Raw genomic sequence first — 23,684 nt, 5'->3', positions numbered from 1 at the left:
GAAGGCCATGCTCACCTGAGGGTCGTGTTCACCTGAGGGGTCGTGTTCACCTGAGGGCGGCGCTCATGCGGTGGCGGCGCTCATGCGGTGGCGGTGGACAGCTCGGCGTCCTCGCGCTCGTCGTACTCGGCGCGGGCGGCGATGATGTCGGCACGATGACGTTCGGCCCACGACGTGAGCGTCAGGAGCGAAGCGTGCAGCTCTCGGGCCATGTCGGTCAACGAGTACTCGACCCTGGGGGGCACCGTCGGGTAGACCGTGCGCACGAGGAGGCCGTCACGCTCGAGCTTGCGTAGCGTCAGCGTGAGCATCCGGCGGCTGATGCCGTTCACCGCACGCTCGAGCTCGGTGAAGCGGATGGGGCCGTCGGCCGCGGCGACGATGACGCCGATGCTCCACTTGCCCGCCACGTGGTCGAGCACCTCGACAATCGGGCACGCCTGATCCTGGATGACCTGGGCGGTCACATCGGTGTTCCGCTGGGACATGAAAGTGCCTCCTTCCGCCGATGCTCATAGTCACACATCATGTTCTCAGTAACAAAACATCACCCAAGGACATGAATGGAGACCAAGACATGACCTCCTCCACGAACGAGGACGGCGCGCAGGCATCGGACATCGGGTTAGGTCGGCGGAACACGCCGTCTCGCCAGGACGACCGGACCCGGCGTTCCGGCCTGGCGCTGGCGCTGCTGGCGCTGGCGCACTTCATCGTCTCTGTCGACTTCAACATCGTCTACATCGCGCTGCCGGAGATCGGCCGGCAGCTCGGCTTCACCGCGTCGTCACTGCAATGGGTGGTCAGCGCGTATGCCCTGGGTTTCGGTGGCTTTCTGCTGCTCGGCGGGAGACTGGTGGACCGCATCGGGGCTCGCCGGGTCTTCGTCGCCGGCGCGGTCTCGTTCGGTGTGGCATCCGTCGTGGGTGCGCTCGCGACCGACCCGAGCATCCTGATCGCCGCGCGGGCGGGCCAGGGGGTAGCCGCGGCGTTGCTCTTCCCGGCGACGCTGGCGCTGGTCAACACCCGATTCGCCGCGGGTGCCGAGCGTACCCGGGCGCTCGCGGTCTGGGGCCTGGCCGGCGCCACCGGGGCACTGGCAGGCGGCGCCGCGGGCGGCGTGCTGACCAGCGCGTTCGGCTGGGCATCCGTCTTCACCGTGATGATCCCGCTGACGGCGGTCGCCGCCGCGGCAGCACCCAAAGTGCTGGCCGCGGACGCCCGAACCGGCGGTGCTCGCCGGGGCTTCGATGTGCCTGGGGCGACGGCGGCGACGGTCGGCTCGCTGCTCGTGGTCTTTGCACTGGTCAACGGGTCCGAGGCGGGCTGGAGCTCGCCGACGACGCTCGTCACCGTGGTGACCGGGGTGGCCATGCTCGGCGTCTTCTTGCTGATCGAAAGCAGGACCGCGGCGCCGCTCATGCCGTTGAAGATGCTGCGCAACCGGAACCTGGTGGCGGCGGTCGGACTCATCTTCGTCCTGATGGGACCGGTGACCGGGATGCACTACCTGTACACGACCTACCTGCAGGACATGCTCGGCTACGATGCGCTGACGGCCGGCCTGGGTTTCCTCCCGCAGAGCGCGCTGGCGATGGCGGGCTCGTGGCTGCTGCTGCCGAGGTTGCTGAGCCGGTGGGGCATGCGGCGGGCGCTGTTCGTCGGGCTGCTGGGAATCGCCGGATCGATCGTCGCCATCGTGCTGGCGATGGCACCGCAGGGGAGTTATTGGGCGCTGCTGCCAGGGCTGGCGCTGTTCGGCCTGTTCGCCGGGACGGCCTATCCCGCGGTGTTCGCGGCGGCCGGGTCCGACGTCCGCGATCAGGAACAGGGGGTCGCGTCGGCGATGACCTCGACCGCTCAGCAGATCGGCGGCGCGATGGGGCTGGCCGTTCTGATCGCCGTCGCCAACGCGGGGCACGGCGACGGGTCCGGCGCAGGCATCGCCACCATCGACGGCCTCCGGGCTTCCGGCTGGGTGGCCGCGCTGGTCACCGTCGTCGGCGCCGTCGTCGCGCTGGCCGTCCGGAAGACGGGCACGAGCTCGTCGGCGCCCGGTTCAGCATCGACCCCTGCCGAACCGGTGCCTACCCAGGTAGAGCCGATCGTCGGGCGCGCACCCGCCGACCGCACGCCCCGTGACGGTGTGGTCGCTCAGCTCACGGTGACGCCGCCCGCCGACACGCCGGTCAGCTTGCAGGCGTCCTCCCAGCGGCCGGCGTCCGGTGTGGCGGGCGTGCGCAGCTGACTCCACTGACGGCAGTCCTCGATCGTGCGAGCGAGGAGATCGTGCAGCATGCGGTCCGTATCCGGAGCGCATGCTTGCGCGATTCCCTCGACTGAACAACGCACGGCGGTGGGGCCCGCGTGCCGGCGGAACCCGCGTGGCGTGGTTGCCGCACCGACGCTGAACGAGCGGGCCCACTTCGTCGCGTCCGGCGCGTGGGCGAGCGCCCGCTGGCTCATGTCGCTGATGCTGTCCGCCGGGCGGCCGTCGAGTTCGGCCAGAACCCGCTCTGCGGACAGCAGAGCGACCGAGAGCACGCGCTGTCTCCACGCCGCCGCCACCGGGAGCGCCGTGGCCGCCGCCCGGCGGGCGATGATCGCGTCCAGGTGCGGGTCGTCGCCGTTCACCCCGATCACCGCCGGCACCAGCTCCGCGAGCCGGGGGCGGTAGCTGTCGGCGACCACGTCGTTGACCTGCCTGGCCATCGACGCCAGCAGCGGATGCGTGCAGTCAGGGTGGTCGCTCCAGCGTTCGCCGGCGAGGAAGGAGGCGAACTCCATGAAACAGGCGCCCTTGCGTGGGCGGCGGTGCTTGCCGCGCGACAGGACGGGAAGCACGGCGGGCGATTCGGTGAGGCCGGACATGTAGGTGCACCCCCACAGGCTCAACAGGCTCTTGGTCCTAGTCTGGTCTGTTACCCGCGTACGTGCTAGTCCTTTACCCACCAGACCGGACCGGTCACGAGCCTCACCACCGCCATGCGGGACCTAAATGATCATGTGAAGTGGGTTTTCTCGTGCTCTACCATGTCTGCAGACCTGTTACGGCACGAGAAGACCCACTTCACATGATCATTTAGGGCAGGGGTGTGGGTTCGGGACAGGCGCCGCCGCGTGCGGGTCTGCTCGCCGCCCGCGGGGTGGTGAGTGTGCTCCGGGTTCACATCGGTGCGGTATCGGCGGTCTGCAGAGGCTCGGCGAAGTGGCAGGCGCTGGGGTGCAGGCCGAGGCGCGGCTGCAGGGCGGGCTCGTCGTCGGCGCACCGCGGCTGCGCCTTCCAGCACCTCGTCCGGAAACGGCAGCCCGACGGTGGGTTGGCGGGCGACGGGATGTCGCCGGCGACGACGATCTCCGCACGTCGCGGTGCGTCCCACGGTCGGGGGACGGGCACCGCGGACAGTAGAGCCTGCGTGTAGGGATGCGTGGGCTGCTCGAAGATCTCTCGCCGCCCGGCCATCTCGACGATCTTTCCGAGATACATCACCGCCACCCTGGTCGAGACGTGCCGCACAACGGACAGGTCGTGTGCGATGAACAGGTACGTCAGGCCCAGATCGCGCTGCAGGTCCTGCAGCAGGTTCAGCACCTGTGCCTGGATGGAGACGTCCAGCGCGGAGACCGCCTCGTCGCAGATGATCAGCTTCGGATGCAGCGCCAGCGCGCGAGCGATGCCGATCCGCTGCCGTTGCCCGCCGGAGAACTGGTGTGGGTAGCGGTCCGCATGGTCCGGATTCAGCCCGACCCGTTCGAGGAGCTCCCTGGCCTCGTCCTTCCATCGGCTCTTGGGTACGACGCCGGGATGGATCTCCCATGCCTCGCGGACGATCTCCTCCACCGTGCGGCGCGGGTTGAGTGACGAGTAGGGATCCTGAAAGATCATCTGGACGTCTCGTCGCACCGGGCGCATCTCGGACGCTGAAAGGGAGGTGAGGTCGCGCCCGTCGAACGTGACGGTTCCGGCCGTCGCCTTCTCCAGACCCAGGATGGTCCGCGCCACGGTCGACTTGCCCGATCCGGACTCGCCGACCAGGCCGAGTGTCTCGCCGGGATACAGGTCGAACGAGACGCCGGACACCGCCTGTACGTGTGCGACGGTCCGCCGCAGCAAGCGGGACCGCACCGGGAACGTCGTGTGCAGATCACGAACCGACAGCAGCGGACTCGCCGTGACCGCGCGGTCCCGCTCAGATGCGCTCGCGGACATCTGCGGTCACCTCCTCGGCAAAGTGGCAGGCGGCGAGGTGCGATACCGGTCGCTGTCCGACGTGGTACAGGCCGGGATCGTCGTCGGCGCACAACTGTCGCGCGTGCGGGCACCGCGGCCGGAACGAGCAACCGCTCGGCAGGTCCAACAGGTTCGGTGGGGAGCCGCTGATGGGTGTCAGCCGGTCGGACGGATGGTCCAGGTCCGGGATCGACGCCATCAGGCCGTTTGTGTACGGATGGGCCGAGTGGTCGTAGACCTCGCGGATGTCGCCGGTCTCGACGACTCGCCCCGCGTACATCATCAGCACCCGGTCGGCGACGTCGGCGACTACGCCGAGGTCATGAGTGATGAGGATCATCGACATGCCCTCCTCGCGCTGCAGCCGGGCGAGCAGCCGCATGATCTGCGCCTGCACGGTCACGTCCAGTGCCGTCGTCGGCTCGTCGGCGATCAGGAGCGCCGGATCGAGCGCCAGCGCGATCGCGATCATGATCCGCTGCCGCATCCCGCCGGAGAATTGGTGCGGGAAGTCGTCCACCCGCTCGCGCGCCGCCGGGATGCCGACCCGCTCCATCAGCTCGACCGCGGCGTCGCGCGCGTCCCTGCGGGAGTAGCCGCGGTGCCGCCGGAACATCTCACCGATCTGGTAGCCGATCCGGAAGACCGGATTCAGCGAGCTCAGCGGATCCTGGAAGACCATGCTGATCTCGGTGCCGCGGAGCTTGCGGACCTCGCCCGGCGGGCGCGAGAGCAGGTCGGCGCCGCGGTAGCGGATCTGGCCACCGGTCACCCGGCCGGCGGGTTTCGGCACGATCCCCATGATCGCCTGCGACGTGACGCTCTTCCCGCTGCCGGACTCGCCGAGGATCGCAAGTGTCTCGCCCGGGCGGACGTCGAATGAGACGCCGTCGACGGCGCGGATGATGCCGGCCCGGGTGCCGAACTCGACCCGCAGGTCGTGCACGCTCAAGAGCGGTGCGCCGGCAGCCCGTAGCGGTGCGCCGGCAGACCGCTCGTGTGCCTGAGTGTGCGGCGTTGGCCCGGTCATCTGTGGCAGCCTCCTCGGCCTGACGTGTCAGAGGTTCTTCAGCTTCGGATCGAACCGGTCGCGCAGTGCGTCGCCGAGGATCCCGAACGAGACCACGAGCACGGCCAGCGCTATGCCGGGGATGGTGGAGATCCACCACGCGTCGGAGAGGTAGTTCCGGCCGTTGGAGATGGTGATGCCCCAGCTCGGCGTGCTGGTCGGGGTGCCCAGTCCGAGGAAGCTCAGCGACGCCTCGGCCAGGATCACGCTCCCGATCTCCACCGTGGCGACCACCAGGATCGGCGCCGTGCACGCGGGCAGGATACAGCGACGGAGCAGGTGCCACGTCCGTGCGCCCAGCGTGCGCGTCGCGTCGACGAAGTCGCGGCCCTTGGTGGTCAGGACTTGGGCGCGGGTCACCCGGGCGAAGGTCACCCAGTTCGAGATCGCCAGCACGATGACGACGTTGACGACGCTCGGCCCGAGGAGCGCGGCGATGAAGATCGCGAGCAAGATCGACGGGAAGGTGAGCTGGATATCGGCCAGCCGCATCAGCGCACCGTCGAGCCACCCGCCGAAGTATCCAGGGAGCACCCCGATGGTGATCCCGATGAGCCCGGCCAACACCAACGTCGCCACCCCGACGGCGATCGAGATGCGTGCGCCTTGCATGATCTGCGCCAGCAGGTCACGCCCGACGTCGTCGGTCCCGAAGACGGCCAATGAGCCGTCGCTGAGCCGCGATCCCGGCGGGAGCAGACGATCCGTCGTGCTGGTGGCGACTGGGTCGTATTGCACCAGCCGCGGCCCGAAGACGGCGGCGAGGACGTATACGGCGACGACGGCTGAGGCGAACCGGATTCGCCCGGCACCGGGACGCGATCGCGGCGGAGTGGACGCTCGGCCGGGCCGGAACCGGTTCGGCAGTGGCCACCGTGGCGGACGGTTCGATCGGCCGGCATCGGCCGACGTGGTCGGATCGCTGACGAGATCGGTCATGAGTCACCCTGCCAGCCGTACGCGTGGATCGAGATAGCCGTAGAGGAGATCGACGACGAGGTTGGTGACGACGAAGGCAGCGGCGATCAGTAGGATCGCTGCCTGCACGACGCCGTAGTCGCGGTGCGAGATCGACTCGATCAGAACCCGGCCGACTCCCGGCCAGGCGAAGACGGTCTCGACGATGACGGTGCCGCCCAGCAGCGCGCCGAACTGCAGACCGACCACGGTGATCACCGGGATCAGGGCGTTGCGCAGTGCGTGCGGGAAGATCACCGCCCGCTCCCGCAACCCCTTGGCGCGGGCCGTTTGCACGTAGCCCTCGTGGATGACTTCGAGCAGACCACTTCGGGTCAACCGGACCAGAATCGCCAAGAAGGGGAGCGCCAGCGTCACCGAGGGAAGGACCAGATGCTGCCAGCTGCCCTGGCCGTAGCTAGGCAGGACCTGCAATCCGCGGGCGAACACCAGGATCAGCACGATACCGACCCAGAAGTTCGGCAACGACTGGGTCGCCAGCGAGAACACGGAGATGACGCGGTCGACGACCGTGTTCGCCTTGAGTGCGGCGATGATCCCGAGAGGGAAGCCGACCAGCAACGCCAGACACACCGAGGTCACGGCGAGCTGTGCCGAATTGGGCAGGTGGGCGAGGACGTGATCCATCGCGTCTGTGTGGAACCGGAAGGAGTCGCCGAAGTCGAGTTGCACGACATCGCGCATGTAGATGCCGTACTGGACGATGATCGGCTGGTCCAGCCCCATCCGCGCACGCAGCGCGGCGATCTGGTCCGGGTTCGCATCCGGGCCCAGCAGGACCACGGCAGGGTCGCCCGGAACCAGCCGAAGTACCAGGAAGATGACTGAGACGGCGCCCCACAGCACAAAGAGTGCGAAGAACAGCCGCCGTGCGACGTACGCACCCATCAGGCGCTCCTGCCCGCGAGGGCATCGGTGCGGGCGCCGTGCAACAATCCCTCGCCCAGCTCGTCCGCGCCGGCGGTGACCGCGGCCGCGAATCGGCGGAGGTCATCGGGGCGGCTGAGCCGTGCCGGTGCGGCGACCCCGACGGCGGCGATCGCGAGCCCGTCATGGTCGAGTACGGGCGCTGAGATCGAGCGCAGATCGACGGCGTATTCGCGGTCGTCGACGGCGAAACCGCGATCGCGGGTGCGGGCGAGACTGCGCAGCAGGGCATAGGCGTCGGTGATGGTGCGTGGCGTGTATCCGGGGAACGGCGCGCGGGAGGTGAAGCGGTCGACCTCCGCCCGGGGACGATGCGCCAGGTACGCCTTGCCCACAGCGGTTGCGTGCATGGGGAAGGCGATGTGCATCGAGAGGGTCGTGGGCGCGGGAGGCCTGGCCGGCATCGCGCCCGGCCGCACCACGGACGGGTCGATGCCGCGGCGTCGCTCCGCCAGCGCGGTGCAGATCAGCTGGCCGCCGCGAGGCTGGGCGTACACCGCGGCGAGCCCGGTGCTGTCGCGCAGCTTGGACAGGGTGGCCTCGACCAGTGGGCCCGGGCCGGCCTGGCCCTGCGCGGCCCGGGCAAGCTCGAGCGCACCCAGCCCGACGACGTATCGATTCGCCTCGTCCCGGCGGACCAGCCCATGTTCGACGAACGTCGCCAGCATGCGGTGGACCGTGCTCTTGTGCAGATCGACCGCCCCGGCGATGTCGGACAACGTCAGCGGCCGTCCGCATCGGCTGAGTTCGTTCAGCACCATCAGGGCTCGGCTCAACGACTTCATCGGATCCTCACTTCGACGGTGCTGTGGCCGGTTGCGTCTGGTCGGGTCACTCTTCGCCCGGGTCTGGCGACTCGTCGTCGAGACCTGGCGACCGGGCATCGGCCAGGGTGGCCGATCCCTGCGGCATGTCGGCGATCCGTGCTGGTGGTGGTCCGACCCGGGCGCACTTCCGCTCCGAGCCCGGGTCGATGCTGGCGGCGCGTGTGGGCATTAACGTTAACGTGATCGTTCATCGATGACGCTAGAGTAACGGGACAATCCATGTCAAGGCTGGCGATTGAATGGGCCCCCGTTGTCGTGGACGAGGCGCGAGGGATGCGCCATAGTGCTCGTTTCCTATGCTGCAACAACTCCTTGACGTCAGCTGGAGTGAACGTTAATGTTCACGGCACGCTCATCCGGCGGCATTCGCTGGCGCGTCTGAAGCCGATTTCACGTGAACCCACGTGAACATCAATTCGCCGGTGCTGCAACAAGGAGGACAGATTGGCCGCTGGTACACGCAATTCCATCCAAGATGATCTGCGAGAGGCGATGGTCGCGGCCGATCCGCGTTTGTCGAGATTCCGACCGCTGAAACGCATCCTCGCGCACGATCAATTCGACAGCGGAACGCACGGATGGTGCGAGTTGATCGGGAACTACAACGGCAAGGGCGACCTCGCCACCGTCGACGATCACATGCGTGATTTCCGGCCGCCTCAATTGTCCGGCTGCAACTTCTTCGACATCGGCACCCATGGTGCGATGTCTGGCACATACGCGCTGAAGCTGGCGACGCGCCCGATCGCCGGGCACACGGCCGTCGGAATTCGGCGGCTGACCATGAGCGGCCGCGGCCTGGTCCAGATCGAGGCCTACTTCACCTTCAAAGCCGAGGCCACGACGGGCGACCACGGCGTCGACTCGTTCGGCGGGGTGGAATGGGACGGCAACCTGCACCCGTCTGAGGCGCAGTTCGGTGCGTTCACCGTCGCCACCGATATCTGCGGCGACCAAGGCTTGCGATACCACACCGTGGCCCGCTACCAGAACACGGACCTCGACAACCGGCTGAGCCGACGCTGGATGTATCCGGCGGTCCCCGAACCGACGCCGCGCGAGCATGTTCAGGGCAAGGTGAAGCTGGAGTATGGTGCTGATTTCACCGCGCCGGATCCGGACGACTGGCACGTTTTCGGCGCTCCCCAGGAATTGTGCTACAACGAGGTGCCCACCAAAGTGAACTGGCACTATCTGCGCTGGCGGATCGACACCGCGAAGCGCCGGAATGTCGAATTGCAGGTCAATGACCGGGTAATGGACATGTCAGAGGTTCCGGTGCCGCCGTACGCGGAGAGCTACGGGTCACTGGAGAATCTCTTGAACTTCTATTTCAGTGTGCGTACGCATGCGCCGGTGCGGAATTTCCTGTTTCTGGATTCAGTATTGATCTCGGTGGATTGGTAGGGCTGATGCGGCAATCGATGACGGCGGTGCTGGAGCGGGACACCACGTTCGACGGGGAGTTCGCCACGGAGCCCTACGAGGTGGCATGGGCGACGGAGGCGCGCTGGTTCGTGCAGATCCTGGCGCTCGACCATGCGGTGGGTCTCCGGCTTCGAACACAGATATCGCCCGACGGCATCACGTGGTGCGATTACGACGACGCCGAGCACGTGGCCGCCGGCGTCGGCGTGACGAGCTGGCCGGTCCGCGAATTCGGGCATTGGCTGCGAGTCCGTGGCTCGGTCGATCCCGGAGAGGGTACCGTGACGGCGCGGATCTACCTGGCGGTGAAGAGCTGAAGCGAACCACCCATGAGCATCGACCGTGAGCGGCATCGTCGCCGCAAATGGCGGTTGACGGTCATGGTGACGGGCACGAAGGAGAGTTGTGAGCGGGACACGCAGGGCCACGTTGCGTGACATCGCCGCGTCGTTGGGCGTCTCGGTGAACACCGTGTCTCGCGCTCTGGCAGACAAAGACAGTGTCAGCGAACACACACGTGCGCAGGTCAAGGCCGAGGCCGAGCGGCTCGGCTACGTTCCGAACACGCTGGCGCGTTCATTGGTGCTGGGGTCCGCGATGACCTTGGGCCTGGTCATCACCAACCCGTCCAACCCGTTCTACGCACAACTGATCAGCGGCATCGAACTGCGCGGTCGCGCCCAGGGGTACACGCTGCTTCTGCTGGTCACCGACGAGAGCGCGGACAACGAGCGGCAGGCCACAGAGTCGTTGCTGCAATCCGCGGTGGACGGCGCGATCGCGGTCCCGGTTCAGTCCGAGTCGGACCACTGGAAGCGTCTGGAGGGTTCCGGCATTCCGCTCGTCTTCGTCAACCGGGAGGTCCCCGGGCGGCAGCATGACTTCGTCGGTATCGACCACGGGCACGGGGCGTACCAGGCGACGAAGCACGTCATCGAGCGGGGCGCACGTCAGGTGTGGGCGCTTGAGGAGGATCTCCCGATCACCACCATCTCCGAACGGATCACCGGCTTCCGCCGAGCCATGCAGGACGCCGGATTGCCTCTCAGCGCGGACAGCGTGATCTCGGTGCCGACCCGGAGATACGAGTCTGCGGTGCTGCCGTGGCAGCCGGAGGAGGCGTACCGCGTGGCCCAGGACCTGGTGCGGCGACCAGACCGGCCGGACGCGATCATCGCCGGAAACGACTTCTTCGCCCTGGGTTTGTACCGGGCGCTGGCGGAACAAGGGCTGCGCGTACCTGACGACATGCTGATCGTCGGCTACGGTGACCACCCCTACTCGGGATTCCTCAGCCCGCCGTTGACCTCGGTCCATCTACCCGCTCAGCAGGTCGGTGCGGCGTCCGTGGACCTGCTGCTCTCGCGGATGCGACAACGGCGGAACGCACGGGGCGCAGGCGACACCACCGGCAGGGACGAGGGTGATCGGCCGGAGAAGCTCATGCTTGCGCCCGAGCTGATCGTCCGCGAATCGACGACGCGCGCGGTACGCGCCGGCTGAGCGGCGTCATCAGAGGGCCAGCAGGCGTTCGACCCCGATGCCGCTGATGGTCAGCCGCTCCTTGCGATTCTGCAGCAGTTGCTGGGTCCAATCGACGACGCCGCCGTCGGAGAGTTCGTACCGTCGGCCGTCCCTGCTGCCGTACACCTTGAAGCAGAGCCCTGCATAGTAGCCCCGCCCGCCGCGTCGTTCCGGGTCTTCGACGACGCACGCCCCCTCGAGAGTGCGCCGCAGCTCATCGAGCACACGGGTGAACCGGCCGGTGAAGTCCGTCAAGCGGACCTCGACATCGTCGGCGCCGGCGCACGGATGCAGTCGATGTGGAACTGACAGTGCTCGGTCAGCGACGCCGCCTCGAACCGTCGGCCGCCGGCGTCCCGGCCGGCTGTCACCAGACCGAACAAGGCGAAATGGGCGAACTGTCGGGGCCCTGAGAACCCTTGCGCACGGACCACCCGCTGCAGGCCGCCGAGCCGCACCAGCTCCGTGGACCGCGAATCCGCCGCGAGGACGGATCGGCGGCACACGGCAGCCTCAAGCGCGAGCGCGTTCGTGGGGTCGGCCGCCACCTCGGTGCCGCGCACGGTCGAGACCACCTTGTGCTGGTCCACGGTCCCGACCGCGGAGTGCGTACCCAGCGGAGCAACCGGCGCGAGTTCCATGAGCTCGACGCTGGGGCCAACGCGTCGGCGAGAAGATCGAAGCAGCGACGGATGTCCGCGGGTGCCGCGTCGCCGGGCTGCACGAAGCGGTCGCGCTCATACTGTCGCAGCAGGTGCGCAGGGGTCACCGCGCCGGCCCGCCGACGCATCACCTCCAGCAACAGCGTGGTGAGATCACTCCCGCTGAGCCGATGTGCGAGTACATCCACCAGGTCTGGCACGCCGCTCTTGGACACGATCCGGTTCAGCGCACGCTCCGGCGGAGAACTCGGTTCGGCTTGGCGTACCGCCGTCGTGGGCTGGCTTCGGCTCACCTCACCGAGTGTGGCCAGCGGATCGCAGCGGAGCAAGCGCATTTTCCGCGTCCGTGTGCCGCAGGGCGTCCACCCCGAGGTGGCTCGGTGTGCGGCGTCGTCAGCCGGAAGTGATGGAGACGGTGGCGAACGACGGCCGGCCGTTCGGCGGGAACTCGTAACCCTGCACGTTCTCCCGGTACGCGGTGTTGTTCGCCAGATCAGCAGGGAAGATGCCGACGGCGTCTTCCCACATGATCTCGGACGCCTCCCGGTACAGTCGTTCCCGCTCGGCCGGATCCAGGCTGGCGCGTGCCTGCGCGAGCAGGCTGTCCAGCTCCTCGTTGCAGTATCCCATCCGGTCGGCGGCGCACACGTACAGCCGGCCGAGCGTGAAGTCGGCGTCCCCGGTTCCGGTGGCGTTGGTCTGCAGGTTCATATCCCAGTTCATGTTCCCGAAGTCCTCAAGCCACTGCGCCCGTTCCTTTTCCAGCGGCTCCACCTGGATGCCTACGTCCGCCCAGTCCGAGATGAACGACTGCGCGAGCGCCAGGATGTTCGGCCCGCCCTCGCGCGGCCAGTGAATGGTGGTCTGGAATCCGTCCGGGTAACCGGCCTCCGCCAGCAACCGCTTCGCCAGCTCTGGGTCGTAGGAGTACGGCTCCAGCTCCGGCGCGCCGAACACCGCCTGCGTCACCGGCGCCCGCGCCGGCGTCGCCATCTCGCCGAACAGGTCGCCGATGGTGCCCTCCACGTTGACCGCATGCCACATCGCCTGCCGGACGCGCACGTCGTCGAAAGGCTCGGCGTACTCGTTGAACCAGATGAAGTAGTACGTGAAGCTCGGGCCGGTCTCGTAGACGATTCCGTCCGCACCGTCCACCTCGCCGACCTGGTCCGGCGGGATGGTCGACATCGCGTCGATCTCGCCGTTGTGCAGAGCGGTGATGCGGCTGGACTCCTCCGGGATGGAGACGATCTCGACGCGGTCGAGCAGCGCCTTCTCGCCCCAGTAGGCGTCGTTCCTAGAGAGCGCGACGCGCTCGTCTGGGACGAACTCGTCGACGACGAACGGCCCTGTGCCCACCGGGCGTTGCCAGTACGCGTCGTCCTCCATCGCCTCCGCCTGACCGACGAACAGCAGCGACAGCGTGCTCGGCAGAGTGCCGAGCGGCTCCGAGGTATGGAAGATCACCGTGGCATCGTCGGTCGCCTCGATCGCCTCGACCGGCTCCCACAACGGAGCCAACGGACCTTCCATCTCGATCAACCGTTCCGCCGACGCCTTGACGTCCTCGGCGGTCAACGGGGTGCCGTCGGAGAACTCGACACCGTCCCGGAGAGTGAAGACCCATGTGGATTCGTCCGGGTTGTCCCAGGACTCGGCCAGCACCGGAACCGGCTCGCCGTCGTCCAGCGCCACCAGTGGCTCGAGAACCTGCTGCACCGCGGTCTGAACACCTTCCTCGGCGGGATACTGGTGCGTATCGAGGGAGACCGGGAACAAGCCCGGCGAGTACCGGAAGACCTGCTCTGCGCTCTCGCCGGAGGTGTCGGAGCCGCCGCATGAGGCGGCGAACACGGTGACCAGTGAGACCGTCAGATAGACGCCAGTTCGGTGGTTCGGCAAACGGAACACAACACCCTCCACTCTTCGTAAGCCCGACGTGGGCCGGTGGGCTCGCGACGGCGAGCGGCCCCGGGTACCACCGGTCCGCGTGCCCGCTGACGTGCGCGGAGCGCCCGGATCATCACGCTAGAGGCGGGGCCGGAAGGGAGACAATGAGGTTGCGCGCTGTGCAATGCGCCGCGGTGAGTGCAGCGCCTACGGCGCCGTGACCTCCAGCGTGTACGCCGCGGTGACCGGCTTGTGATCGGAGGGTGCTCGCCCCTCGTAGAAGAAGTCGATCACTTCGCTGCAACGGGCCCGTATCGGGCCACGGTGGTACAACCAGTCGATCGCCTTCTGGGTGGCCGGCGGTGCCGTCCATCCGTCGCCGGGCTCGATCAGTGGGAGAACCGGATGCGTCACCGGCGAACTGGCGCCCAGCGCGGCGAACGAGTCCCGGAATCCACCCTCGCGCATGGCCCACACCGGACGGGCGTAGTCGTTGATGTCCACGCCGAAGACACACGGCCCGTCGGATGCGATCCGGTCGAGGGCGGCGACCACGTTACGGGCCTGCTTGACCCGCGGGTTGACGTCGTCGGCGCGTTCTTGCGGATGACCCGGCCAGGTCAGGTGCGCCGTGCTGAAGACGAGAGCGGGCAAGCCGTCGCGCCCGATAGGGCGGAGCCGGGCCCAGAACAGCCGGGCGTTCTCCGAGCGGATGCCGACGTCGTCGGCGCCGTACTCGTCGAGCTCGAACAGACCCCGGCGCCACCAGATGTTGCCCTGGGTCGCCCAGCCCGGAAAGTCGTCATGGACCCGATCGTGATCCGGCAGTGCCGCATCGATCAGTGCCCGTGACTCCGGGTGCAGCTCCTGAACGCCGACGACGTCGGGGGAGCGCACCTCGAACAGCGAGCGCAGCGCCGGTGTACGTTCGGCGAGCCGGTGGCCGCCCCAGAGGTTGTACGTCATGGCGACGAAGGTGAACGGGCTCATCGCCGTTCCCCGACGGCGTCGTAACTGGTCTTGCCCGAGGGGGTCACGATGAACCCGGTGCTGTTGTAGCCCTCCAGCCGGAACCGGCCGGTCTCGTCGTCGAGGTTCCCGACATCGGCGTTGAGGATCGTGACCGAGCAATTCCGCGGCGGGTCGAGCAGGCGGTGGCCGTTCGGCGGGAGCCCGAGCGCGTCGGCGACGGCGACGCGGATCGGCCCGCCATGGGTGAACACGATCGCCGTCATCGTCTCGCCGGGGCCGACGTGCGTGCGGGCGAGCCGCGCCAGATCGTGCAGGGCCTCCGCCACACGGCTGCGCATCGCGGCGAAATTCTCTCCTCCACCGCGGGCGATGTCCTCGCCCCGGCGGACAGCGGCGATCTGATCCGGGTAGCGCTCGGCGACCTCTGTGGTCAGCAGTCCGGTCCAGACGCCGCTGTCGATCTCGCGCAGCCGCTTGTCGAACTCGGCAGTCCGACCCGTCCTGGACAGATACGGCTGGGACGTCTGGACGACGCGCTCCTGGTCACTGCTGACGACCAGATGCGGGTCCGGGTAGGTCACGGCCAAGTGCTCCGCGACCTCGACGGCTTGCGCCTCGCCGCGCGCGGATAACCCGGTGCCACCCTGACCCTGGATGCGCCCTTCGGCGTTCCATTCGGATTCGCCATGCCTGACCAGGATCAGCCGGGCCACCCGGCAGTCGTCACCGCCGGACTCGTCAGCCGACCAGCGTCCACTCGCCTGTTCGTTCACGTCTTCTTCGCACCGCCATCCGTTTGCGTGGTTGTGCTGTCAGCCTCGCATGCTCCGGTGACGGTCTGGCAACGCCGTTTCGTCTTGCGCAAGGCACTGATGCGTTCAGCCGGTACTCTCCCCGCGCGTATCGGACACCGGGCGCCTGATGACGACGACGCCGTGCGGTTCGAGTGTGACCGTGTCCGAGCCGTCGTCCGCGGCCGCGTTCGGGCTGGCGACGACGCCGCCGGCCACGCCGGTGACGCGCACTGTCTCGGTGGTGCGGTTGATCAGGAACCAGAACTCCTCGGCGCCGTCCGTGCGGATGACCAACTCGACTCGCCCGGCCACGTCGCGGGTGAGTTCGCTGCTGACGCCCGCGGAAGCAAGCAGCTCGGAGAGGAGGGGCCGGATGCCGGCGGCGCCGAGCCTGGTCGAGACGTAGGTCGCGGAACCGGGTCCGACGGCGCGTCGGGTGAGCGCGGGCCACCCGGCGTGGTCGCCCGACGCATACGACGCGAGGACCTTCGTCGCCGGATCGCGCACCTCCACCCGCTCCGTCCACGTCGACCCGCTCGCGCCGGTGCCTAGGGCCACGGTCTCGTCCGGCAGCAGTGGCGCGAACTCCTCGATCCGTACCCCCAGCAGATCGCGGAGCGGGCCGGGATAGCCGCCCAGCCAGGCGTGGTCGTTCTCGTCCACGATGCCGGAGAAGTAGGTGGTGACCAGATGCCCGCCGCCGTCGACGTAGCGGATCAGCCGCTGCGCCAGCGACTCCGGCATGACGTGCAGGATCGGGGCGACGACCAGGTCGTAGCCGGAGAGGTCCCGGCCGGTGGGCACGACGTCGGCCCGCACACCGAGGGCGAGCAGCGCGGAGTACCAGTCCAGCGCTTCCTGGTGATAACGCAGCTGCTCGGTGGGGTGTGAGTCTTGTTCGCTGGCCCACCAGGAGTCCCAGTCGAACAGGATGGCCACCGGGGACGCCTTGCGTTCGGAGCCGACGACGGGCGCGAGAGCCTCCAACGTGCGTCCGAGCTCGGTGACCGAGCGGTAGACGGCGGAGTCCTCGCCGGCGTGCGGGACCATCGCCGAGTGGTACTTCTCCGCGCCGGCCGCGGACTGTCGCCACTGGAAGAAGCAGACGGCGTCGGCGCCGTGCGCGACGTGGGTGAGCGAGTCCCGGATCATCTGGCCTGGCTTCTTCGGCAGGTTCACCGGTTGCCAGTTCACGGCGCTGGTGGAGTGCTCCATCAGGAACCATGGCCGGCCACCCGCGATGTTGCTGGTCAGGTTGGCGGAGAAGGATAGCTCGTCGAAGCTCTGCTCGCGCGGAACGATGTAGTGGTCGTTGGAGACGAAGTCCACCTCGTCCGCCCAGCTCGCGTAGTCCATCGGCTTGGTGCCGGACATCACCATGAAATTGGTGGTCACCGGGATGCCCGGCGTGATGCGTCGCAGGATCTCCCGCTCGGCGCGCAGGTAGTCTTTGAGCGCATCGGAGGAGAACCGGGTGAAGTCCAGCTGCTGCGTGGGGTTCGACTGGGCGGCGCCCTGGCGAGGCGGTAGGATCTCCTCCCAGTCGGAGTACCGCTGCGACCAGAACGCCGTACCCCACGCGTGGTTCAGCGCGTCCAGGCTCCGGTAGCGGTCGCGCAGCCAGCCGCGGAAGGCGCGCGCTGCGTCGTCGGAGTAGTCGTAGACGTTGTGGCAGCCCAGTTCGTTGTTGACGTGCCAGGCGGCGATCGCCGGGTGCTCGGCATACCGCTCGGCGAGCGCGGTCACCAGGCGCAGGGCATACTCCCGGAAGACCGGCGACGTCGGGCGCCAGTGCTGCCGGCCGCCCGGCCACAGCGTCTCGCCGCGGTGCGTGACCGGCAGGATCTCGGGATGCCGCCGGGACAGCCACGGCGGCGGCGACGCGGTGGCGGTGGCCAGGTCCACCGCGATGCCGTTCGCGTGCAACAGATCGATCACCTCATCCAGCCAGGCGAAGTCCCAACTGTCTTCGGTGGGCTGAATCCGCGCCCAGGAGAAGATCGCAAGCGAGACGATGTTGACCCCTGCCTGCCGCATCAGCCGGACGTCCTCGTCCCAGACCTCGCGTGACCACTGATCGGGGTTGTAGTCCGCGCCGAAGCCGATCCGTGGATGGGACGGCCCGTCCGGCCACCTCAGCCAGCGTGGCGTGCTCGTCTCGGTCATCGATGTGTGCTCCTCTGTGCTCTCGTGCCGGCCGTCGGCTCGTATTGCCCGTCGGCTGGTGCTGCCCGTCGGCTGGTGCTGCCCTCGGCTCGGGGCCTGGCCCTTACCGTCGTCGGCTATTGGTTGACCGTGAATCCCTGGTCCGTGCCGTAGGTGACGGTGGCGTCCTGCCAAGCCTGCAGTCCTTCGAGCAGGGATGTGCCGGAGACATAGGCCTGCCCGACCGTGTCGTTGAAGATCGAGTTCGCGTAGACCTGGAACGGCAGATAAGACCAGCCCTCGACCACGTTCGCCGCCGACTCGGCGAAGATCTGATTGGCCTGCTGACCGCCGAAGTACTCGAACTCGGTGTTCAGGAACTCCTCGGACTCCAGGTGCTCCGACGTGGCTGGGAACGCGCCTTGGTCGATCCGGGTCTGCACGCCGTCGCCCGCGTTGGCGTACTCGATGAACGCGTAGGCCAGCTCCTTGTTTCCGCTCGCCTCGGGGACGGCGAGCGAGCTGCCGCCGTTCTCGGCGCTCGCCGATGCTCCTTCGTCCCACTGTGGCAACGGGGCGACTCGCCAGTCACCGGACGCGGCCGAGACGCCGGATTCGAAGTTCGCCGGCATCCAGGCGCCGGTGGCCAGGGTCGCGATGGTGCCGTCGGCCAGACCCTGGTACCACTCATCGGTCCAGCCGCTGATCTCGGCGACCAGGCCCTCGTCGATCAGCTGCTGCCATGTCTCGGCATACCGGGTGACCTCCGCGCTACCGAAGTCGATGGTGAGATCGGTGCCGTCGACCTGGTAGGGCTGGGCACCGGCCTGCCAGAGAATGCTGGTGGTGAACCCGGCGTCGCCGGTGTCGCTGGCGATGTAGACGTCGGGGTCGGCGGCCTGCAGGGCGCGCGCCGCGTCGACGAACTCATCCCAGGTGGTGGGCACGTCGACGCCGTGGGTGTCGAACACTTCTTGGTTGTAGAACAGCGCCATCGGACCGGAGTCCATCGGCAGACCGTAGATCGCCTCGCCCTGGTGGACCGAGCCCCAGGGACCGGGCGTGTAGGTGCCGTCGAGCTCTTCGGCGCCGAACTCACGGAGGTCCGTGACGGACTCTTGCAGCGCGTACTCGGGCAGGGCGAAGTACTCGATCTGTGCGACGTCCGGGACCCCGGAGCCTGCCGAGATGGCGTTGTTCAGCGCGGTGTAGTGCTCGTCGCCCGTTCCGACGTTGGCCAGGTCGACGTCGACCTCGGGATACTCGGCTTCGAAATCCTCGACGACCTGTTCAAGGGTGGGCTCCCAGGCCCAGACCGTTAGGCTGCCGCCCTCCTCCAGCACGGACTCCAGGTCCACGGCGTCCGAGCCTTCGCCGGAATCGGAATCGTCGTCCGAGCCACACGCGGCGAGGACGAGCGTCAGCGCGCCGGTGAGCGCAAGTGCACCGCCCAGCTTGTTGCGGCGGGACGGCCGCGCATCCCTGGATGTGCGGGTGTGATCGAGCGATATGGACATGGGTATTCCTCCTACATCGTTGTCGACGTGCGGGGAGTGTGGGACGTGTGGGTCATTGTTTGACGCTGCCGGCGGCCAGACCCGATTGCCAGTACCGCTGGAGCAGCAGGAACGCCACGATCAACGGCACGATCGTCAGCAGCGAGCCGGTGATGACGAGGTTGAAGATCGCTTCACCGCCGGCGGTCGAGGCCTGCGAGTTCCACGCGTTCAGGCCCAGCGTCAGCGGGTACCAGTCCGGGTTCCGCAGCATGATCAGCGGCAGGAAGTAGTTGTTCCAGGTGGCGACCATGGTGAACAGCAGTACTGTGACGATGCCGGGTGCCAGCAACGGCAGGCTGACCCGGAAGAACGTGCTGAACTCCCCGGACCCGTCCACCCGGGCCGCTTCCAGCAGCTCGGACGGGATGGCCTCCGACGAGAACACCCACATCAGGTAGAGACCGAACGGTGAGATCAACGACGGGATGATCACTGCCCACGGGGTGTTGGTGAGTCCGACCTCGCTGAACATCAGGAACGTGGGTACGGCCAACGCCGTACCGGGCACCGCGACCGCTCCGATGACGATCGCGAAGACGGCGCGCTTGCCGGGGAAATCGAACGTGGCCAGCGCGTATCCTCCGAGCACGGCGAGGAATGTGGCTCCGCCGGCGCCGAGCAGCACGTAGATCAGCGTGTTGACCAGCCAGCGCGTGAAGATGCCGTCGTCGTAGGTGAGCGTGTCGACGATGTTGTCCCAGATCGCGACGTCGCCGTGGAACCACAGGCCGAACGAGTCGAAGAGCCCTTCCTGGGTTTTGGTGGCGTTGATGAACAGCCAGAGCAGCGGCACCAAGCTGTAGACGAGGACCAGGCCGGTGAGGCCGGTCAGCAGCGGGCTGCGGCGCGGACGTTCGACGGTGTGGAGCTTGCGCGGGCGTCGCCGAGCAGACGAGAGGGTGACCTGTGGGCGTCGCGACGTCGCCGGTGCGGGGTTCGGTGCTGGAGTCGTCACGGTCTCACACCGCCTTCCGCATGCCGCGGATCTGGACGAGGTAGGCGATCACCATCGTGATCAGCCCCATGATGATCGCCACGGTGGCGGCGTAGTTGTGCTGCTGACCGGAGAAGGACAACGAGAAGGCGTACAAATTCGGCGTGAAGTAGGTGGTGATCGCGTTGGGTGCGAGGCTCTGAAGAATGCTGGGCTCGTTGAACAACTGGAAGCTGCCGATGATCGAGAAGATCGTGGCGATGACGAGCGCTCCGCGGATGGCGGGCAGTTTGATCGCGGTGATGACGCGGAACTGGCTGGCGCCGTCGATCTCGGCCGCCTCGTAGAGCTCATGCGGGATCACCCGCAGGGCGGCGTAGAAGATCAGCATGTTGTAGCCGACGAACTCCCAGGTGACGATGTTGCCGATCGACGCGAGGATGAGGTCGGGGGAGAGTGGGTTGGGCAGCGCGACGCCGAGGGCGTCGTTGATATTGCCGACGAGTCCGAAACGGGTCCCGTACATGAAGCCCCACATGAGCGTCGCGACCACGGCCGGCACGGCATAGGGCAGGAAGATCGTGATCCGGAAGAAGCTCTTTCCGTACAGCCGGCCGCTGTCGATCGCCAGCGCGACCAGCAACGCGATGAACAGCATGATCGGAACCTGGACGGCGAGAAAGAGCGAGACCCGGCCGAGGGCGGACCAGAACTGGGAGTCGCTGAAGGCTCGCTCGTAGTTCTCCAGGCCGACGAACGTGGTTCCGCCGACCATCTGGTCACGGAACAGGCTCAGGTAGATGGAGTAGGCGATCGGCGCCAGGAAGACGAGGGTGAAGACCGCCATGAACGGCCCCATGAAGCCCCAGCCGGTCCATTGGCGCCGGCGCGCTCTCCGACCCGCCGGGACTGCAGGAGTGTCCCGCGTGCCAGAGGTATAGGACAGCGTCGTCATTGAGCTTCTCTGCTCCTTGCGGTGCGGCCGACGGCAGTGCGTGCGGCTGGGCGACGAGCGATGGTTACGTAAACATCGAGGTGGCCAAACGCCGGATGTTTACGTAACCATGGATTACGATGATGCTGTCACCAGCTGTGTTTCCCGTCAACCCGTCGGTTTCCGGAAGACGACAATCGTTACATTCCCAGGCGGGACAGCGCACCGACGAGGAGATGAAGTGGATGGGTGCAGAGGCCGAGGACACGCACGCTGACGGCGCGCCGGACACCAGGGCGGTCGGCAGCGGCGGGCGCCCGCGGCGGGTGTCGATGGCCGACGTCGCTCGTGTGGCCGGGGTGTCACCGCAGACGGTTTCGCGGGTCTCCAACGGCTACCCGGGCGTCGTCGAATCGACCCGCGATCGGGTGCTGACGGCGATGCGCGAGCTGGGATACCGGCCGAACAGCGCGGCGCGGGCGTTGAAGAGCGGCCGATTCCGCATGATCGGCGTCATCCTGTTCACTCTCTCGACGACGGGCAACATGCGGACACTTGATGCGATCGCCACGTCGGCGGCCCGGGAGGGCTACGCGATTACCCTGATTCCTGTCGCGGTCCCCACCCAGGACAGTGTGCGTGGCGCGTTCACCAGGCTCGGCGAACTGGCGGTGGACGCCGTGGTGGCCATCATGGAGGTGCACCTGCTGGACGCGGCCACCGTCTCGTTACCGCCGGGCGCGCCGGTTGTGGTGGTCGACTCCAAAGCCGGTGACCGGTACAGCGTGGTCGACACCGATCAAGCCGAGGGCGCGCGGCAAGCGGTGCAGCACCTCCTTGATCTGGGGCATCGAACAGTCTGGCATGTGGCCGGCCCCGAGGATTCGTTCGCCGCACAGGGGCGCGCGGATGGTTGGCGGACGACGCTCAAGGGCAGCGGGCGGGAGGTTCCGCCTGTTCTGCACGGTGACTGGTCCGCGGAGTCTGGCTACGAGATGGGGCTCAGGGTCGCGGCCGAACGCGACTGTACTGCTGTCTTCGTCGCGAACGACCAGATGGCGCTAGGGGTGCAGCGCGCCTTGCACGAGCAGGGCAGGGCCGTGCCGCGCGACGTCAGCATCGTCGGTTTCGACGATATCCCGGAGGCGGGCTCATACATGCCGCCGCTCACCACGGTGCACCAGGATTTCGATGAGGTCGGGCGACGTTGCGTGGCGAGTGCACTCCGTCAGGTGCAGACCGATTCGCACGAGCGCGGAACGACGCTTGTGCCGACGTGGCTCGTCGTTCGTAACAGCACAGCACCGCCCTCGGATGATCCGCTGCGAGGCAGCTGAGCAGCGGCAGGGCAGCACGAGGCCCCGGCGCAGGCGTGAGATGCACCGGGGGATCGTGGTGGTGTGGGCTGGCGAGGTGCCCGGTTTTGGCTGCTCACCGATACCTGGCGCCGACAGTTGTGCGTGTCAGGTGTCAGATGTCAGGTTTGGGTGTCGGTGGGTGGCGTGGGTGCTATGTGTCGGGTGGGGGTTGGTGGTCGTGTCGGGGTCGGGTGTTGCGTCTGGGTGTGCGGTCCGGGTCCACCCACGGGGGTGGGAGGAATTCGGGGTGGCCGTCGGTGCCCAGGCGGACTTGCCAGCCGCCGTGGTGGATGACGCGGTGGTGGTGCGTGCAGACCAGGACGAGGTTCTCCAGGTCGGTGGGGCCACCGTCGGCCCAATGGACGATGTGATGCGCTTGGGTCCAGGCCGGGGGTCGGGTGCAGCCGGGGAAGGCGCAGCCGCGGTCGCGGGCGATGAGGGCGGTGTAGATGCCGGGGGTGACCAGACGTTCGGTGCGTCCGACGCGCAGGGGGACGCCGTGCTGGTCGACCAGGACGGTGGTGATGTCGGCGTCGCAGGCCAGGCGGCGTAGTGATTCCGAGGAGATGGGTCCGCCGTGGGTGAGTTCGGCCGGGGCGACGCCGAAGCGTCGGGCCCAGGTGTCCTGGAGCCATCGCGGGGGTGTGTCGGGGTGCGGGCAGCCACCCGCGGTGAACACCCCACCCTCCCTACCAACGCCAGCGCCGACAGCGCCGACAGCGCCGCCAGCGCCGTCGCCGGCGGCGGCGGCGTCCGTGTCAGCGTTGTCGACGTGGACGCCGTTACCGTCACCGTGGGCGTCGTCACCGGCGGCGTCGGTGTGAGCGCCAGCGCCAGCGGTGGAGTCGGGATCGGCGTGGGCGCTGTCGCCGCAGCCGTCGCCGTCGCTGCCGTGGTTGTTCTGGCTGGTGGTGTGGTCGAGCAGGGTGTTCAGGTTGGCGAGCAGGAGGAGTTGGGTGGGGTGGCCGTGGCGGGTGGGCAGGGTGTCGGTGGCCAGGGCGCGGCGGGCGAGTTCGGTCAGCGCATCGGCCAGGCGCTGGTCCGCGGTGCGCTGGTCTTTCTCGCCGTCTTCGCCCGGTTCGGGCGCGGCGAGCGGGTCCAGTGCGCTGCGCACGATCGCCGCGGCCTCGGTGCCGAGCAGGCCGGTGATGCGTACGGTGCCGTCCCCCCGATCACAGATGCGTAGCGATCGTTTGCGCTGGGCGCGTTCGTCGCGGTCTTCCAGACTGTCACTGGTGAGCACGTGCAGCAGGTGATCGGCCAGGCGCTGCAGCGTGGCCGGGTCGTACTCGCGGGCGAACGCGGCCAGGTCGTCCTCCGCCCGCGCGGCGTCGTCGGCGGGGATGTCGGTGGGGATCTTCGCCATGGTCTTGGCGATCACCACGGCATGCTCATACGAGATCGCCCCCTCGACCATGCCGGCCAGGGTGGCCGGCATCGTCCGCCCGTTTT

At 67.9% G+C, this 23,684-nt stretch carries 23 protein-coding genes; 5 read left to right on the top strand and 18 right to left on the bottom strand.

Features of this window, described 5'->3' with window-relative positions; translation table 11 throughout:
• Nucleotides 1-80: 80 nt before the first annotated feature.
• Complete coding sequence (locus G1H10_RS29475; protein WP_163744733.1) at nt 81-488, bottom strand: winged helix-turn-helix transcriptional regulator; 408 nt, start codon at nt 486-488, stop codon at nt 81-83.
• A gap of 89 nt (nt 489-577) precedes the next feature.
• Between G1H10_RS29475 and G1H10_RS29470 the strand changes: the two genes are divergently transcribed.
• Nucleotides 578-2,248, top strand: coding sequence for an MFS transporter (locus G1H10_RS29470; RefSeq protein ID WP_163744732.1), 1,671 nt, complete (start codon nt 578-580; stop codon nt 2,246-2,248).
• Here the strand turns inward: G1H10_RS29470 and G1H10_RS29465 are convergent.
• The 7 genes from G1H10_RS29465 to G1H10_RS29435 all read right to left on the bottom strand — a co-directional run bounded on the left by G1H10_RS29465 (nt 2,155) and on the right by G1H10_RS29435 (nt 8,201).
• Nucleotides 2,155-2,871: a hypothetical protein gene (locus G1H10_RS29465; protein WP_163744730.1), complete on the bottom strand. Its 717-nt coding sequence runs from the start codon at nt 2,869-2,871 to the stop codon at nt 2,155-2,157. The two genes, G1H10_RS29470 and G1H10_RS29465, sit on opposite strands and share 94 nt — an antisense overlap.
• A gap of 295 nt (nt 2,872-3,166) precedes the next feature.
• Nucleotides 3,167-4,210, bottom strand: coding sequence for an ABC transporter ATP-binding protein (locus tag G1H10_RS29460; RefSeq protein ID WP_163744728.1), 1,044 nt, complete (start codon nt 4,208-4,210; stop codon nt 3,167-3,169).
• Nucleotides 4,191-5,261, bottom strand: coding sequence for an ABC transporter ATP-binding protein (locus tag G1H10_RS29455; protein ID WP_163744726.1), 1,071 nt, complete (start codon nt 5,259-5,261; stop codon nt 4,191-4,193). The genes G1H10_RS29460 and G1H10_RS29455 overlap by 20 nt, the downstream gene beginning before the upstream one ends.
• A 27-nt stretch (nt 5,262-5,288) precedes the next feature.
• The gene (locus G1H10_RS29450) at nt 5,289-6,239 is read right to left on the bottom strand and encodes an ABC transporter permease (protein WP_163744724.1); all 951 of its coding nucleotides are present in this window, start codon (nt 6,237-6,239) and stop codon (nt 5,289-5,291) included.
• Nucleotides 6,240-6,242: 3 nt separating this feature from the next.
• Nucleotides 6,243-7,166, bottom strand: coding sequence for a nickel ABC transporter permease (gene nikB / locus G1H10_RS29445; RefSeq protein WP_163744722.1), 924 nt, complete (start codon nt 7,164-7,166; stop codon nt 6,243-6,245).
• Entirely contained in the window at nt 7,166-7,990 is an 825-nt protein-coding gene (locus G1H10_RS29440; RefSeq protein ID WP_163744720.1) for an IclR family transcriptional regulator, read from the bottom strand. Before G1H10_RS29440 ends, nikB begins: the two co-directional genes overlap by 1 nt.
• A gap of 46 nt (nt 7,991-8,036) precedes the next feature.
• Nucleotides 8,037-8,201: a hypothetical protein gene (locus tag G1H10_RS29435; protein ID WP_163744719.1), complete on the bottom strand. Its 165-nt coding sequence runs from the start codon at nt 8,199-8,201 to the stop codon at nt 8,037-8,039.
• Nucleotides 8,202-8,524: 323 nt separating this feature from the next.
• On the opposite strand from G1H10_RS29435, the gene G1H10_RS29430 reads away from it, so the two are divergent.
• The 3 genes from G1H10_RS29430 (at nt 8,525) to G1H10_RS29420 (ending at nt 10,963) form a co-directional block, all read left to right on the top strand.
• On the top strand, nt 8,525-9,439 hold the full coding sequence (locus tag G1H10_RS29430) for a DUF6772 family protein (RefSeq protein ID WP_163744717.1): 915 nt from the start codon (nt 8,525-8,527) through the stop codon (nt 9,437-9,439).
• A 5-nt stretch (nt 9,440-9,444) separates the two neighbouring features.
• On the top strand, nt 9,445-9,777 hold the full coding sequence (locus G1H10_RS29425; protein WP_163744715.1) for a hypothetical protein: 333 nt from the start codon (nt 9,445-9,447) through the stop codon (nt 9,775-9,777).
• Nucleotides 9,778-9,865: 88 nt separating this feature from the next.
• Nucleotides 9,866-10,963, top strand: coding sequence for a LacI family DNA-binding transcriptional regulator (locus tag G1H10_RS29420; RefSeq protein ID WP_163744713.1), 1,098 nt, complete (start codon nt 9,866-9,868; stop codon nt 10,961-10,963).
• A gap of 9 nt (nt 10,964-10,972) precedes the next feature.
• Here the strand turns inward: G1H10_RS29420 and G1H10_RS29415 are convergent, their stop codons facing one another.
• The 9 genes from G1H10_RS29415 to G1H10_RS29375 all read right to left on the bottom strand — a co-directional run bounded on the left by G1H10_RS29415 (nt 10,973) and on the right by G1H10_RS29375 (nt 20,895).
• Complete coding sequence (locus G1H10_RS29415; protein WP_163744712.1) at nt 10,973-11,239, bottom strand: hypothetical protein; 267 nt, start codon at nt 11,237-11,239, stop codon at nt 10,973-10,975.
• Nucleotides 11,236-11,625 carry a hypothetical protein gene (locus tag G1H10_RS29410; protein ID WP_163744710.1) on the bottom strand — a complete coding sequence of 130 codons (390 nt, stop codon included), beginning with the start codon at nt 11,623-11,625 and terminating at the stop codon, nt 11,236-11,238. Before G1H10_RS29410 ends, G1H10_RS29415 begins: the two co-directional genes overlap by 4 nt.
• Nucleotides 11,626-12,039: 414 nt before the next feature.
• A complete protein-coding gene (locus G1H10_RS29405) occupies nt 12,040-13,557 on the bottom strand; it encodes an ABC transporter substrate-binding protein (RefSeq protein WP_163744708.1) in 1,518 nt (505 codons plus the stop codon).
• A gap of 186 nt (nt 13,558-13,743) precedes the next feature.
• Nucleotides 13,744-14,526: an endonuclease/exonuclease/phosphatase family protein gene (locus G1H10_RS29400; RefSeq protein ID WP_163744706.1), complete on the bottom strand. Its 783-nt coding sequence runs from the start codon at nt 14,524-14,526 to the stop codon at nt 13,744-13,746.
• On the bottom strand, nt 14,523-15,281 hold the full coding sequence (locus G1H10_RS29395; protein ID WP_163744704.1) for a histidine phosphatase family protein: 759 nt from the start codon (nt 15,279-15,281) through the stop codon (nt 14,523-14,525). Before G1H10_RS29395 ends, G1H10_RS29400 begins: the two co-directional genes overlap by 4 nt.
• 105 nt (nt 15,282-15,386) lie before the next feature.
• Nucleotides 15,387-17,468 (bottom strand): beta-galactosidase, encoded by a 2,082-nt coding sequence (locus G1H10_RS29390; protein WP_163744702.1) that lies wholly within the window; start codon nt 17,466-17,468, stop codon nt 15,387-15,389.
• Between the two features lie 116 nt (nt 17,469-17,584).
• The gene (locus G1H10_RS29385) at nt 17,585-18,964 is read right to left on the bottom strand and encodes an ABC transporter substrate-binding protein (RefSeq protein ID WP_163744700.1); all 1,380 of its coding nucleotides are present in this window, start codon (nt 18,962-18,964) and stop codon (nt 17,585-17,587) included.
• A 52-nt stretch (nt 18,965-19,016) separates the two neighbouring features.
• Nucleotides 19,017-19,961: a carbohydrate ABC transporter permease gene (locus tag G1H10_RS29380; protein ID WP_163744698.1), complete on the bottom strand. Its 945-nt coding sequence runs from the start codon at nt 19,959-19,961 to the stop codon at nt 19,017-19,019.
• A 4-nt stretch (nt 19,962-19,965) separates the two neighbouring features.
• The gene (locus G1H10_RS29375) at nt 19,966-20,895 is read right to left on the bottom strand and encodes a carbohydrate ABC transporter permease (RefSeq protein WP_163744696.1); all 930 of its coding nucleotides are present in this window, start codon (nt 20,893-20,895) and stop codon (nt 19,966-19,968) included.
• Nucleotides 20,896-21,119: 224 nt separating this feature from the next.
• Here G1H10_RS29375 and G1H10_RS29370 point away from each other — a divergent pair, with 224 nt between their 5' ends.
• Complete coding sequence (locus tag G1H10_RS29370) at nt 21,120-22,211, top strand: LacI family DNA-binding transcriptional regulator (protein WP_216853788.1); 1,092 nt, start codon at nt 21,120-21,122, stop codon at nt 22,209-22,211.
• 172 nt (nt 22,212-22,383) lie between these two features.
• On the opposite strand, the gene G1H10_RS29365 is transcribed toward G1H10_RS29370, so the two are convergent.
• Nucleotides 22,384-23,684: HNH endonuclease signature motif containing protein (locus G1H10_RS29365; protein WP_163744694.1), on the bottom strand; the 1,301-nt coding region annotated here is incomplete at its 5' end.

Origin of the sequence: Phytoactinopolyspora halotolerans, from assembly GCF_010550675.1 — a bacterium.
GTDB lineage: Bacteria > Actinomycetota > Actinomycetes > Jiangellales > Jiangellaceae > Phytoactinopolyspora > Phytoactinopolyspora halotolerans.
This window is presented reverse-complemented; position numbering and strand designations above follow the sequence as displayed.

Coding starts and splice junctions, on each gene's coding strand:
- G1H10_RS29475 (WP_163744733.1), bottom strand. CDS start 488: ATGTCCCAGCGGAACACCGATGTGACCGCCCAGGTCATCCAGGATCAG.
- G1H10_RS29470 (WP_163744732.1), top strand. CDS start 578: ATGACCTCCTCCACGAACGAGGACGGCGCGCAGGCATCGGACATCGGG.
- G1H10_RS29465 (WP_163744730.1), bottom strand. CDS start 2,871: ATGTCCGGCCTCACCGAATCGCCCGCCGTGCTTCCCGTCCTGTCGCGC.
- G1H10_RS29460 (WP_163744728.1), bottom strand. CDS start 4,210: ATGTCCGCGAGCGCATCTGAGCGGGACCGCGCGGTCACGGCGAGTCCG.
- G1H10_RS29455 (WP_163744726.1), bottom strand. CDS start 5,261: ATGACCGGGCCAACGCCGCACACTCAGGCACACGAGCGGTCTGCCGGC.
- G1H10_RS29450 (WP_163744724.1), bottom strand. CDS start 6,239: ATGACCGATCTCGTCAGCGATCCGACCACGTCGGCCGATGCCGGCCGA.
- nikB (WP_163744722.1), bottom strand. CDS start 7,166: ATGGGTGCGTACGTCGCACGGCGGCTGTTCTTCGCACTCTTTGTGCTG.
- G1H10_RS29440 (WP_163744720.1), bottom strand. CDS start 7,990: ATGAAGTCGTTGAGCCGAGCCCTGATGGTGCTGAACGAACTCAGCCGA.
- G1H10_RS29435 (WP_163744719.1), bottom strand. CDS start 8,201: ATGCCCACACGCGCCGCCAGCATCGACCCGGGCTCGGAGCGGAAGTGC.
- G1H10_RS29430 (WP_163744717.1), top strand. CDS start 8,525: ATGGTCGCGGCCGATCCGCGTTTGTCGAGATTCCGACCGCTGAAACGC.
- G1H10_RS29425 (WP_163744715.1), top strand. CDS start 9,445: ATGCGGCAATCGATGACGGCGGTGCTGGAGCGGGACACCACGTTCGAC.
- G1H10_RS29410 (WP_163744710.1), bottom strand. CDS start 11,625: ATGGAACTCGCGCCGGTTGCTCCGCTGGGTACGCACTCCGCGGTCGGG.
- G1H10_RS29400 (WP_163744706.1), bottom strand. CDS start 14,526: ATGAGCCCGTTCACCTTCGTCGCCATGACGTACAACCTCTGGGGCGGC.
- G1H10_RS29390 (WP_163744702.1), bottom strand. CDS start 17,468: ATGACCGAGACGAGCACGCCACGCTGGCTGAGGTGGCCGGACGGGCCG.
- G1H10_RS29385 (WP_163744700.1), bottom strand. CDS start 18,964: ATGTCCATATCGCTCGATCACACCCGCACATCCAGGGATGCGCGGCCG.
- G1H10_RS29375 (WP_163744696.1), bottom strand. CDS start 20,895: ATGACGACGCTGTCCTATACCTCTGGCACGCGGGACACTCCTGCAGTC.
- G1H10_RS29370 (WP_216853788.1), top strand. CDS start 21,120: ATGGGTGCAGAGGCCGAGGACACGCACGCTGACGGCGCGCCGGACACC.